The sequence below is a fragment of the Kineosporia mesophila genome (assembly GCF_021129235.1).
GTDB classification, from domain to species: Bacteria; Actinomycetota; Actinomycetes; order Actinomycetales; family Kineosporiaceae; genus Kineosporia; species Kineosporia mesophila.
This window is the reverse complement of the sequence record NZ_JAJOMA010000032.1, coordinates 1-12,493: the sequence shown is the minus strand read 5'-3', so window position 1 is coordinate 12,493 and position 12,493 is coordinate 1. Positions and strand designations below refer to the sequence as shown.

The following is a 12,493-nucleotide window of genomic DNA, read 5'->3' as shown; positions in this document are numbered from 1 at the left end:
CCGATGACCTCCTCGCGTGTGACCCTGGCCGACGTGGCCGCCCGGGCCGGTGTCTCCACCGCCCTGGTCTCGGTCGTCATGCGTGACGCCCCCGGCGCCAGCGCGGCCACCCGCGAGCGGGTCCGCGAGGCCGCGGCGGAGCTGAACTACCAGCCCGACCGCCGGGCCCGGTTGCTGCGCAGCGGGCGGTCCCGGCTGCTGGGCGTGGTTTTCAGCGTCACCGACGCCTTCCACGGTGACCTGGTGACCGGTCTGTACAACGCCGCCGGGGCCGCCGGGTACGAGGTCACGCTCAGCGCCGTCACCCCGCAGCGCGACGAACGCGCCGCCGTGGCGAGCCTCCTGGCCGAGCGCTGCGAGGGACTCATCGTGCTGAGCCTGGAGAGCTCCACGGCCGAACTCGCCGACCTGGCCGCCCGCATTCCGCTGGTCGTACTCACCCGGGCCGTCCGCAGTCGTGCGGTGGACGTGGTCCGCAACGACGACTGCGGGGGCCTGCACCTGGCGGTCGACCACCTGGTGGAGCTCGGGCACCGGCGCATCGCGCACATCGACGGCGGGCGCTCACCGGCCGCGGCGCAGCGGCGGCGGGGCTACGGCGAGGCGATGAGCCGGCACGGCCTGGACGCGCAGATCCGGGTCATCACCGGGGGAGCGACCGAGGTGGAGGGCGCGATCGCCGCGCGGGCCCTGCTGGACGACCCGCCCACCGCGGTCACCGTGTTCAACGACCGTAGCGCGACGGGCCTGCTCGAGGTCGCCCGCGGCGCCGGTCTCGACGTGCCGGGAGACCTCAGTGTCGTGGGCTTCGACGACGACCGGCTGGCGCGCCTGGGCTACATCAACCTGACCACCGTGGGCCAGGACGCCGCCGCGATCACCGCCTCGGCCGTGGCCCGGGTGGCCGACCGCATCGAGGGCCGCCCCGTCGACCAGCGCGAGGTCGTCGCCACCCCCCGCCTGATGGTGCGCGGCACCACCGGCCCGGTGAAGGGCCTCACGAGCTCGCCCGCGTGACGATCTTCGGCACCGCCACCGATTTCAGCCCCTCGACCCCGAATTCCAGCCCGTAACCCGAACCCTTCACCCCACCGAACGGCACCATCGGATTCACGCCACCGTGACTGTTGATCCAGACCGTGCCGGCTTCCAGGCGATCGGCGACCGCCCGCGTCCGTTGCTCATCACTGCCCCACACCGACGCGCCGAGCCCGACATCGAGACGGTTGGCACTCGCGACCGCGTCGTCCACCTCGGTGTAGGCGATGATCGGCAGCACCGGGCCGAACTGCTCCTCGTCGACCAGCGGGTCGCCGTCGTGCAGACCGGTGACGAGGGTGATCGGGTAGAACAGCGGCCCGAGTTCGGTGGCCGGGGCCCCGCCGGTGACGATCGTGGCGCCCCGCTCCCGGGCGTCCTCGACCAGCCCCGCGACGATGCCGAACTGCATCGCGTTCTGCACCGGCCCCAGCACGCTCTCCTCGGCCAGGCTCGGTCCCATCGGCATTTTCGCGGCGATCGCGGCCAGCGCCTCGACCACCTGATCGTGCCGGGACTCGTGCACGTACAGCCGTTTCAGGGCCGCACAGGTCTGCCCGGTGTTGATGAACGCACCCCAGAACAGGTCCTGCGCGATCTTCTCGGGATCGGCGTCGGGCAGCACGATCCCGGCGTCGTTACCGCCCAGCTCCAGGGTGAGCCGCGCCAGATTGGCACCGGAGGCCTCGACGATCTTGCGCCCGGTGGCCGTGGACCCGGTGAACATCACCTTGCGCACCGCCGGGTGGGAGACCAGCCGGGCGCCCAGGTCGCGGTCGCCCGACAACGCGGTCAGCACGCCCGGCGGCAGGTCCTCGTTCATCAGCGAGATCAGCGCGAGCACGCTGAGCGGCGTGAACTCGGAGGGTTTCACCACCACGGCATTGCCCATCCGCAGCGACGGGGCGATCTGCCAGATGCTGATCATCAGCGGCCAGTTCCACGGCCCGACCGCGGCGACGATCCCGATCGGGCGGTACGTCAGCGTCGAGACCTGGGCGCCGTCCTCGATCACCTCCTCGTCCAGCACGGTGGCGGCGGTCGCCCGCAGCCAGGCCGAGCAGGCACCCACCTCGAACCGGGCGTTCGGGCCGTTCAGCGGCTTGCCCTGTTCCCGGGCCAGGAGCCGCGCCAGTGGCTCGGCCCAGTCGTCGATACGGTCGGCGATGCGCAGCAGGCGCGCGCTGCGATCGGCGTGGCCGAGGGCGTCCCAGGCGGGCTGGGCCGAGCCGGCCTGAGCCACGGCCCGTTCCAGGTCGTCGATCGTGTGCTGCGGTGCGAGGCCGAGCAACTCGCCGGTCGCGGGCTCGAAGATCTCCCGCCCCTGCGCACCACTGACCCGGTCCAGAAGTTCACTGCCGGACATCGTCGTCCTCCTTCGTCAGAGCTGGTTCCCCAGCTTGAAACCCTGGTCGGTGTCGCCGTCACGCGTGTACGAGAACCCGTCGGCCCCCACCGTCACGGCCATCTCGCTGGTGTCGGTCCGGGTGGTCAGGGGCACCGGGTTGCCGTCCAGGTCGAGGACGGGGGAGGCATCGGTGTACCAACTGGGGACGACCGGGTTGCCCCACCAGTCCCGGCGCTGGTTGTCGTGGACGTCCCAGGTCACCAGCGGGTTGTCGGGGTCACCGGTCCAGTAGTCCTGGGTGTAGATCTCCACCCGGTGCCCGTCCGGGTCGAGGATGTAGAGGTAGAACGCGTTCGACACCCCGTGCCGGCCCGGGCCCCGCTCGATCCGGTCGGAGATCCGCAGCGCACCCATCGTGTCGCAGATGGCGATGATGTTGTGCTTCTCGTGCGTGGCGAACGCCAGGTGGTGCAGCCGCGGCCCGTCGCCACCGGTCATCGCGGTGTCGTGAACGGTCGGCTTGCGGCGCAACCAGGCCGCATACACCGTCCCGGCCTCGTCCTCGATGTCTTCCGTGACGCGAAAACCCAGGTCTTCCAGGTGCGCCGCGGCCCGCGGGACGTCCGGCGTCACCTGGTTGAAGTGGTCCAGGCGCACCAGGGCGCCCGGGGTGTGCAGGTGGTAGCTCCAGGACAGGCGCTCCACGTGCTCGACCTCGTAGAAGTACTCGACCGGGAACCCCAGCGGGTCCTGCACCCGCACCGCGTCACCGATGCCCTCGACGAAACCCGTGGGCCGCCGCTCGATCCGGCAGCCGAGCTCGGTGTGGAAGGCCACCGCGCGGTCCAGGTCGGCGGGGGAGCGCACCCGGTAGGCCAGGGCCGCCACCGCCGCGACCGGGCCCGGCCGCAGTACCAGGTTGTGGTGGATGAACTCGTCGAACGTCCTCAGGTAGATCGCGTCCGGGCTCTCCCGCGTCACGACCAGCCCGAGCAGATCCACGTAGAAGGCGCGCGAGGCCGCCAGGTCGGTGACCACGAGATCCAGATAGGCGCAACGGACGATGTCGGGCGCCGGTGCGGTCGGGGTGGGGATGCGGTCGGTCATCGGGGATCCGTCCTGGTGGGCTCGCCCTGGCCGAAACGCGGCGAATGGGCGTCGTTCAGGGCGATGTGCACGGCCTGCTGATCGGTGTAGAAGTCGATGGAGCGGTACCCGCCCTCGTGGCCCAGCCCGGACGCCTTCACCCCGCCGAACGGGGTGCGCAGGTCGCGGACATTGTTGGAGTTCAGCCACACCATGCCCGCCTCGAGATTCTGGGCGAACGTGTGTGCGCGTCTCAGGTCGTTGGTCCAGACGTACGCGGCCAGGCCGTACGTCACCCCGTTGGCCAGTTCGAGCGCCTCCGCGTCGCTGTCGAACGGGGTGATCGCCACCACCGGACCGAAGATCTCCTCCTGGAAGATCCGGGCTTCCGGCTTCACATCGACGAAAACCGCCGGATTGATGTAGTTCCCGTCCGGAAGATGCTCCGGCCGATCGCCACCGGCCACCAGGCGGGCCTCACCCCGGCCGATCTCGACGTACCCGAAGACCTTCTCGGCATGCTCCGGATGCACCAGCGCACCCACCTCGGTCGCCGGGTCGTGCGGATCACCGACGATCACCCGCCGCGCCCGCGCGGCGAACCGCTCCACGAAATCGTCGTAGACCGCCCGCTCCACCAGCACCCGGCTCCCGGCGGTACAGCGCTCGCCGTTGAGCGAGAACACCCCGAAGACCGTGGCGTCGAGTGCCGCGTCGAGATCGGCGTCGGCGAACACCACCGCCGGTGACTTGCCGCCCAGCTCCATCGAGAGGCCCTTGAGATACGGGGCGGCGTTGGCGAAGATGAGCTTTCCGGTGCGGCTCTCGCCGGTGAAGGAGATCAGCGGCACGTCCGGGTGCTTCACCAGCGCGTCCCCGGCGGTCTCCCCGAACCCGTTGACGAGGTTGAACACCCCGTCCGGAACACCGGCCTCGCGGAAGATCTCCGCCCACAGCGAGGCCGACAGCGGCGTGAACTCGGCCGGTTTGAGCACCACGGTGTTGCCGGTGGCCAGGGCCGGCGCGAGTTTCCACGACTCCAGCATGAACGGGGTGTTCCACGGCGTGATCAGGCCCGCGACTCCCTTCGGCTTGCGGTTGACGTAGTTCACCTGCCGCCCGGGCACCTTGTAGGCGTCGTCGCGCTGGGCCACGACGAGATCGGCGAAGAACCGGAAGTTCTCGGCCGCCCGCTGGGCCTGCCCGAGGGCCTGGGCGATCGGCAGACCGGTGTCCCACGTCTCCAGTTCGGCCAGGCGCCGGTCCTGGCTCTCGATCAGGCCGGCGACCCGGTGCAGTACCCGGGACCGCGCCCGGGACGTCATCGTCGGCCACGGCCCCCGGAAGGCACGCCGGGCGGCGGCGACGGCCAGGTCGATGTCGGCCTTCTGCCCGGAGGCGGCCCGGATGTACGAGGTGTTGGTGACCGGATTGATGACGTCGAAGGTCTCCCCACCGACGCTGTCGGTGAAGGCCCCGTCGATGAAGTGCCGGAGTTGGTCGGGCAGGTTGTCGGGCAAGGGATCTCCTGTGACGGGGGCGGGGTCAGGGGTCTTGGGTGCGGGACGCCTGGTACCTCTCCAGCCAGGCGGTGTTCGGGGGGAACAGGCCGTCGACCGGGTGTCCCTCGGCGATCCGGGCCGCGACCCAGGTGTCCTGGGCCTCCTGCTCCACGGCCGCCCGGGTGATCTCGTCGAGAAGGTGCGCCGGGACGACCACCACGCCGTCGTCGTCCCCGATCAGTACGTCACCGGGCACGACCGCCGCCCCGCCGCAGGTGACGCCCACGTCGGTCTCCCAGGGCACGTGACGCCGCCCGAGCACCGAGGGATGCGATCCGGCGGCGAACGTGGGCAGGCCGAGCCCGGCGACCGCGGTGCTGTCGCGCACGGCGCCGTCGGTGACGATCCCGGCGGCCCCCAGGGTCTGGGCCCGCAGGGCGAGGATGTCGCCGACCGTGCCCGCCGTGGCGTCCCCCCGGGCCTCGATCACCAGCACCTCGCCTGGCTTCAATGAGTCGAAAGCTCTTTTCTGGGCGTTGTACCCACCGCCGTGCTCCTGGAACAGGTCGGGCCGGTGGGCGACGAACCGCAGGGTGCGGGCCGTGCCGATCATCCGGGTGCCGGGCACGAGGGGGTGCACCCCGTCGATGGTGGCGTGCGGATACCCTCGCCCGCGCAACTGAGAACTCAGGGTGGCGACGGCCACCCCGCCCAGAAGCGTCCTCAATTCGTCGGTGAGAACTGGTTCCGGCGCCGTACCCCAGGCCTGCGCGCGCTGCCGGTCGTCCACCGACGGCTGCGCCCCGTAGCCGGCGAACGGCACCGTGCCCTCGACCACGTGCGTCACCAGGCGACCGCTGGAAGGCCCACCGGGCACGTCCACCTCGACCTCGACCGTCTCGCCGGGCACCGCGACGGACGATCCGGCGGGGGTGCCGGTCAGGATCACGTCACCGGGCTCCAGCGTGATCAGCTGGGACAGGTCGGCGACGAGAAGGCCGAAGGGGAAGAGAAGTTCGGCCGTGGTGTCGTCCTGCACGAGACGGCCGTCGACCCACGTGCGCACCCGCAGGGCCGCCGGGTCGACGTCCCGGGCCGGGATGACGCCGGGCCCGAGCGGGGTGAATCCGTCACCGCCCTTGTTGCGCAGGTTCGATCCCGCATCGACGGTCCGCAGATCGTAGACACCCCAGTCGTTCGCGGCCGTGACACCGGATACGGCGGCCCAGCCCTGTTCCGGGGTGACCCGGCGCGCGGTGCGGCCGATGAGGAGGGCGATCTCGCCTTCGTAGGCGAGCAGTTCGGTGCCGGCCGGGCGCTCGATCACGTCACCACTGACCGCCAGCGAGGTGGTGGGTTTGAGGAAGTACGACGGGTGCGCGGGCCGGCGTCCGCGTTGCGCGACCCGGGAAGGGTAGTTCAGATGGACGGCGACGATCTTGCCCGGGCGCGGCAGCCCGTCTACTCGAAGCGGCACGTGATCGCCCCCAGGCTTCCGTAGTCGGCGTGGATCGTGTCGCCGCGCTCGACCCACAGCGGCCGGGTGAACGACCCGGACAGCACGATCTCGCCCGCGGCGAGGAAGGTTCCGTGCTGGTGCAGCTTGTCGGCCAGCCACGCCACCCCGGTCGCCGGATGATTGAGGACGCCCGCGGAGACTCCGGTCTCCTCGACGGTCTGGTTGCGGTACAGCAGGGCGGCGACCCAGCGCAGGTCGACGGCGTCGACGGCGACGGGCCGGCCCCCCAGCACGACGGCGCCCAGGGCGGCGTTGTCGCTGATCGTGTCGACGACGGTGCGGCCCTCAAGAGCGATGTGGGAGTTCAGGATCTCCAGGGCGGGCACCACGTAGCGGGTCGCGGCGAGCACGTCGAACAGGGTGCAGCCCGGACCGGTCAGGGGTTCGGCGAGCACGAAGGCCAGCTCCACCTCGATGCGCACGTTCGAGTAGTCCGAGAACGGCACGCCGGTGCCGTTCTCCAGCACCCGGTCGTCGAAGATGACGCCGTAGTCGGGTTCGGTGATGCCGGTCGCCGCCTGCATGGCCTTGGAGGTCAGGCCGATCTTGTGACCGACCACGCGATGCCCTTGCTCGATGCGCCGCCGGGCCCAGAGAGCCTGCACCGCATAGGCGTCCTCGATCCCCATCCCGGGATGACGGGCGCTCAGCAGGGGCACGGTGGTGCGGTCACGGTCGGCCTGGACGAGCTCGTCGGCGATCGCCTCGATGTGCTGGGCGTTCAGCAAGCGGAACTCCTGGGGTCAGAGGAAGATGCCGTCGAAGAAGTGGCGCAGTTCGTCGTGGGCGGTCAGGGGCAGCACGTGGGCCACGTACTGGTCGGGGCGGACCACGACCACGGCGCCGTCGCGGCTGATCTCCCGCTCGGCGAAGATGTCGTGCTCCGGCCCGGTGGCGTGGACCTTCTCCCAGTCGGTCAGCCGGAACGGCCCGCCCCGCGGCCGGAAAACCGCGGGCACGCGGCGCAGGTCGACTTCACCGAAGGGCTGCTGGTAAATCACTTTGAGGTCGAAGGAGGCCTGGTGGCCGAGCTTTTCCGGCTCGCCCACCTCGCCGTGCGGACCGGCGAAGACGTAGATGCGCCATCGTCCGTCGGCCCGCGCGTGGTGCCCGAGCTGGACCGGGGTGGTGTCGCTGACCCGGTGCACCCAGGCTGACCGGAAGCGTTTGCCGATCGGGAAGCCGGGCGCCAGTGACTGGTACACCGGCTCCGCGATGAGCATCGACGGCTCGTACCGGGTCATGAAACCGGCGGGGAACTCGAAGGTCCGCACGTAGAAGTCCTCCAGGTACGTGGGACCGGGCAGGTTCTGCGCCGGGGTGGCCATGAGCGACGACCATTCCTGGTCGAAGGTGATGAGGTTCTGCGCCACCACCTGACGCTCGGCCGAATAGGTGCCGAGCAGGCTCTTCCGGGCCCGGCCGTCCAGCACGAGCCCGAGCTTCCAGGCGATGTTCCACCCGTCCTGGATCGAGACGTTCATGCCCTGGCCGGCCTTGGCGCTGTGCGTGTGACAGGCATCGCCGGCGATGAAGACCCGCGGCTCTCGTCCCCTCTCGTACACGTCGTCGAACCGGTCGGTGAGCCGGTGCCCGACCTCGTACACGCTCCACCAGGGCACGTCGCGCACGTCGAGGGAGTACGGGTGCAGGATCCGGCCGGCCCGGGCGACGATGGTCTCCAGCGAGGTCGAACGGACGTCGTGGTCGCCGTTCTCGGGCACCTCGCCGAGGTCGACGTAGAACCGGGTGAGGTAGCCGCCCTCGCGGGGGATGAGCAGGATGTTGCCGCCGTCGTGCGACTGGATCGCGCACTTGGTGCGGAAGTCGGGGAAGTCGGTCTCGGCCAGCACATCCATGACACCCCACGCGTGCAGGGCGTCCTGGCCCACCAGCCGGCGCCCGATCGCCTCGCGCACCCGGCTGCGGGCGCCGTCGCAGCCGACCACGTACTTCGCCCGGATGCTGTGCCGCTCACCCTGCCGCGGACCGGTCCGGTGGCGAACGTCCACGCGAACCGGGTGGTCGGCGTCGCCGGTCACCTCGAGCCCGAGGAACTCCACGCCGTAGTCGGGCGCGGCCCGGCCGGGGGAGTGTGCGGCGAACTCGGCGAAGTAGTCGAGAACCCTTGCCTGGTTGAGGATCAGGTGCGGGAACTCGCTGATGCCCGAGGGATCGTCAGGAACCAGGCCGGTGCGGACGATGTGGGTCGGCTCCTGCGGGGAGGGGCGCCAGAACGCCATCGAGTAGATGCGGTAGGCCTCTTCGACCAGGCGCTGCGCGAAGCCGAAGGCCTGGAACGACTCGATGCTGCGGGCCTGCAACCCGTCGGCCTGCCCGATCTCCAGGCGACCCGGCCGGCGTTCGATGAGACGCGTGCTCACCTGCGGGAACTGGGAGAGCTGGGCGAAGGCCGCCATCCCGGCCGGCCCGGCTCCCACGATCAGCGCGTCGACCCGATCGGGCAGCTCGACCGGACGGGCCGGTCCCGCGGCGGGCTGCACCCGGGGGTCGCCCGACACGTAGCCGCTGTCATGGAACTGCACCAGAACCCCCTGCCGCCATTGGCACGTTCTATAATCGAACACGTAGACCGATTATCGGGCTGATGCGGGAACGGTATGTTTCGCGCGAACGCGGCGCAAGGGATATGAGGAGTTCTGGTGACGGACGGCAGTGCGGCAGCCCCGCTGCAGACCCTTTCGCGGGGCATCACGGCGCTCGAGGTGCTGGCCGGGGCCGACACAGCGCTGTCCATCGGCCAGCTGGCGGCCCGGCTCGGGCTGCACCGCTCGATCGTGTACCGGATCGTGCGCACTCTCGAAGGTCACGGGCTGGTGAGCCGAGACCCGGCCGGTGACCTGAAACTCGGCGCCGGGCTGGCCACCCTGGCCCGTAACGTCTCGCGCGACCTGCAGACGGCGGCGCTGCCCGAGCTCACCACCCTGGCCCACGAGCTGGGCATGACCGCCTTCCTCGTCGTCCTCGACCAGAACGAGGCCGTGACCCTGGTCAGCGTGGAGCCGCGGGCCGCGTTCGCGGCCGTCGCCCAGCGGCCCGGCACCCGTCATCCCCTCGACCAGGGTGCTCCGGGGCGCGCGGTCCGCCGGCTGGTGACGCGGGTGCCGGGTGAACGGTTCTACGAGACCAGCCACGGCGAGGTGATCCCGGGGCTCTCCTGCGTCGCCGTACCCCTCGAGGTCCCGGGCCAGCCACCGGCCGCCCTGGCCGTCGTCTACCTGACCGGCGCCGACGTGGAGGTGGAGGCGATCGGCCGTCGTCTCGCCCAGGCTGCTCACCGGACTCGTTGAGATCGGCCGGGTCAGCATTGCGCACGAAGACTCTGACCTCGCCCCGCACCGTGACCACGCTGGAGAAGCTGTACACGCCGGCCGAGGAGGCCCGGAAGAAGCCCCGTTCCCCGGCCCGGCGGCAGGACATCGCCGCGATGTCGCCGGCGGAGCGGGCCGATGCGCCGGCCGACGCCTACATGCCGATCTCACCGGAGGGTGGGCGGCTGCTGTACGCCCTCACCCGGGCGGCGCGTCCCACCACGGTCGTCGAGTTCGGTACTTCCTACGGCCTGTCCACCATCCACCTGGCGGCCGCCGTGGCGGACCGGTGCTGCACCTGACCGAAGACCGGTTGGCGCCGGGGGCTGCGGTGATCGCCGACGACACATCGTTCGGCACCGCGGCCGCGTGCCTGAGCCACGTGGAGAACCCGGCCAACGGCTACGTGAGGGTCAACCTGCCGGTGGCCGAGGGAATGTCGATCAGCAGCGGGGCCGCCTGACCGCTCGGCGCCAGGCCGGGGGCGGCCGGGGCCCGGACCCCGGCCGCGCAGCAGCTGCGGCGCAAACGGCTTGCACCCACGTCCCGGGACTTTCGTAAAACCGACGCTCGCCGACGTCCACAATTCCGCCTTCCCGGACACAAGTGCCGCTGGGCGCCCGAAACCACCGCGCCGGGCCGCCGGTCGCCCGGGGAGGCACGAAAAGCCGAGCGTCCGGTAGCTCAACTTCTTTCACCGCAAGACTTCTTGTGACCGATTCGCGCCGATCGGTACGGTCGGCCTACCGGTGACTGCGGACCGCGCCTCCGCACCCCTGAAGTCCCGAAGTGAAGGAAGTTCAGCCATGAAGAGATCGAATCGACGCCTCACGGCCGCGGTTTCAGCCGCCCTCCTTCTCGCTGCGGGAGTGGCGACCGTGGCTGCGAGCGCCGCGGAGGGGAAGTCGGTGAGCGCCACGGGGCTCTCGCCGATCGGCATCGCGGGTCGTGGGGCGAGTGTTCCGTTCAAGGAGATCGAGGCGGAGGACGCGTCGACGAACGGTACGGTCATCGGTCCCGATCGCGTCTACGGGCAGTTGCCCTCGGAGGCCTCGGGCCGCCGGGCGGTCACGCTCGACGCGGTGGGGGAGTACGTCGACTTCACCCTGCCCGCTGCCGCGAACTCGATGGTGCTGCGCTACAGCCTGCCCGACAACGCCGCCGGCACCGGCCGCGACGCCACCGTGGCGATCGAGAGCGGCGGCCAGAAGCTCACCGACCTGCCCGTGACCTCGCGCTACGGCTGGTATTACGGCGGATACCCGTTCAGTAACTCACCGGGCAGCAATCCGCACCACTTCTACGACGAGGTCCGCACGAAGTTCTCCAGCACGCTGGCCGCCGGTACCACGGTGCGGGTGCGTGTCACCTCGGTCAGCGCCTCACCGACGTTCACCATCGACCTGGCCGACTTCGAGCAGGTGGGCGCGGCGGGTACGGCCCCGGCCGGTTCGCTGAACGTGGCCACGGCCTACGGCGCCGACCCGACCGGCGCGGCCGACGCCACCAGCGCCATCCAGAAGGCGGTGAATGATGGTGCGGCTCAGGGCAAGACGGTGTGGATTCCGGAGGGCCGGTTCAAGGTCACCGGGCACATCGTGGTGAACAACGTGACGGTGGCCGGGGCCGGTCCCTGGTACAGCGTGCTGACGGGTGCCGGGGTCGGGCTGTACGGGAAGTACGTCGCCGACGGCGGGCCGAGCACGGGCGTCACGCTGAAGAACTTCGCCATCCTCGGCGAGGTCAAGGAGCGTAACGACAACGACCAGGTGAACGCGATCGGTGGGGCCATGAGCAACTCCACCGTCGACAACGTCTGGATGCAGCACAACAAGGTCGGGGCCTGGATGGACGGCCCGATGACGAACTTCGTGATCAAGAACAGCCGTATCCTCGACCAGACCGCCGACGGTGTGAACTTCCACCAGGGCGTCACCAATTCCTCCGTGCAGAACACGTTCGTGCGCAACACCGGGGACGACGGCCTGGCGATGTGGGCCGAGACGAACGACAACCAGAACAACGCCTTCACCAGCAATACGGTCGTGGCCCCGATCCTGGCCAACAACATCGCGATCTACGGCGGCGAGAACATCTCGGTGACGAAGAACGTGGTCTCGGACACCGTCACGAACGGCGGCGGTATCCACGTCGGCAACCGGTATCCGGGCGTGCAGGGCGCGACCGCGGTACAGGGCACGTTCGACATCGGCGAGAACACCCTGATCCGGGCCGGGAACTCGGACTACAACTGGAACTTCGGGGTCGGTGCGGTCTGGTTCAACGGCCTGAACGAGCCAATCAACGCCACGATCAATGTCCATGACACGGACATCCTCGACTCTTCCTACGAGGCGATCCAGTTCATCGAGGGCAGCACCTCCGGAGTGCACTTCACCAATGTGAAGATCGACGGCACCGGAACGTTCGCCCTGCAGATCCAGAGTCCGGGATCGGCCTCGTTCAAGAACGTCACCGCCACCGGTATCGGTGCCCCGAACCCGGTGTACAGCTGCACCGGAGCCAATTTCACCATCATCGACCAGGGCGGTAACGGCAACTGGCTCACCAGCACACCGTTCTGCGGCCCGTGGCCCACGCCGGTGTACGGAGGCGGAGGCGGTAGCACCCCGACCCCCACCCCCCCCCCCCCCCCCCCCCCCCCTCC

At 70.2% G+C, this 12,493-nt stretch carries 11 protein-coding genes; 5 read left to right on the top strand and 6 right to left on the bottom strand.

Features of this window, described 5'->3' with window-relative positions; all coding sequences use genetic code 11:
- Positions 1-3 precede the first annotated feature (3 nt).
- Positions 4-1,017 carry a LacI family DNA-binding transcriptional regulator gene (locus LR393_RS30995; RefSeq protein ID WP_231488738.1) on the top strand — a complete coding sequence of 338 codons (1,014 nt, stop codon included), beginning with the start codon at positions 4-6 and terminating at the stop codon, positions 1,015-1,017.
- Here the strand turns inward: LR393_RS30995 and LR393_RS30990 are convergent.
- The 6 genes from LR393_RS30990 to LR393_RS30965 are packed head-to-tail and all read right to left on the bottom strand — an operon-like array spanning position 998 to position 9,039.
- Positions 998-2,404 carry an aldehyde dehydrogenase family protein gene (locus tag LR393_RS30990; protein ID WP_231488737.1) on the bottom strand — a complete coding sequence of 469 codons (1,407 nt, stop codon included), beginning with the start codon at positions 2,402-2,404 and terminating at the stop codon, positions 998-1,000. The genes LR393_RS30995 and LR393_RS30990 overlap by 20 nt on opposite strands.
- Before the next feature lie 15 nt (positions 2,405-2,419).
- On the bottom strand, positions 2,420-3,493 hold the full coding sequence (gene hpaD, locus LR393_RS30985; RefSeq protein ID WP_231488736.1) for a 3,4-dihydroxyphenylacetate 2,3-dioxygenase: 1,074 nt from the start codon (positions 3,491-3,493) through the stop codon (positions 2,420-2,422).
- On the bottom strand, positions 3,490-4,992 hold the full coding sequence (gene hpaE, locus LR393_RS30980) for a 5-carboxymethyl-2-hydroxymuconate semialdehyde dehydrogenase (protein WP_231488734.1): 1,503 nt from the start codon (positions 4,990-4,992) through the stop codon (positions 3,490-3,492). The genes hpaD and hpaE overlap by 4 nt, the downstream gene beginning before the upstream one ends.
- A 25-nt stretch (positions 4,993-5,017) precedes the next feature.
- Positions 5,018-6,451, bottom strand: coding sequence for a fumarylacetoacetate hydrolase family protein (locus LR393_RS30975; RefSeq protein WP_231488732.1), 1,434 nt, complete (start codon positions 6,449-6,451; stop codon positions 5,018-5,020).
- Positions 6,436-7,221 (bottom strand): 2-oxo-hept-4-ene-1,7-dioate hydratase, encoded by a 786-nt coding sequence (gene hpaH / locus LR393_RS30970; RefSeq protein WP_231488731.1) that lies wholly within the window; start codon positions 7,219-7,221, stop codon positions 6,436-6,438. Before hpaH ends, LR393_RS30975 begins: the two co-directional genes overlap by 16 nt.
- A 15-nt stretch (positions 7,222-7,236) precedes the next feature.
- The gene (locus LR393_RS30965) at positions 7,237-9,039 is read right to left on the bottom strand and encodes an FAD-dependent monooxygenase (RefSeq protein WP_231488729.1); all 1,803 of its coding nucleotides are present in this window, start codon (positions 9,037-9,039) and stop codon (positions 7,237-7,239) included.
- 114 nt (positions 9,040-9,153) lie between these two features.
- Between LR393_RS30965 and LR393_RS30960 the strand changes: the two genes are divergently transcribed.
- The 4 genes from LR393_RS30960 to LR393_RS30945 form a co-directional block, all read left to right on the top strand.
- Complete coding sequence (locus tag LR393_RS30960) at positions 9,154-9,804, top strand: IclR family transcriptional regulator (RefSeq protein WP_345718914.1); 651 nt, start codon at positions 9,154-9,156, stop codon at positions 9,802-9,804.
- 17 nt (positions 9,805-9,821) lie between these two features.
- The gene (locus LR393_RS30955) at positions 9,822-10,127 is read left to right on the top strand and encodes an O-methyltransferase (RefSeq protein ID WP_231488726.1); all 306 of its coding nucleotides are present in this window, start codon (positions 9,822-9,824) and stop codon (positions 10,125-10,127) included.
- Positions 10,115-10,288: a hypothetical protein gene (locus LR393_RS30950; protein ID WP_231488724.1), complete on the top strand. Its 174-nt coding sequence runs from the start codon at positions 10,115-10,117 to the stop codon at positions 10,286-10,288. Before LR393_RS30955 ends, LR393_RS30950 begins: the two co-directional genes overlap by 13 nt.
- Positions 10,289-10,631: 343 nt before the next feature.
- The coding region (locus LR393_RS30945) for a glycosyl hydrolase family 28-related protein (protein WP_231488722.1) at positions 10,632-12,493 on the top strand (1,862 nt) is incomplete at its 3' end.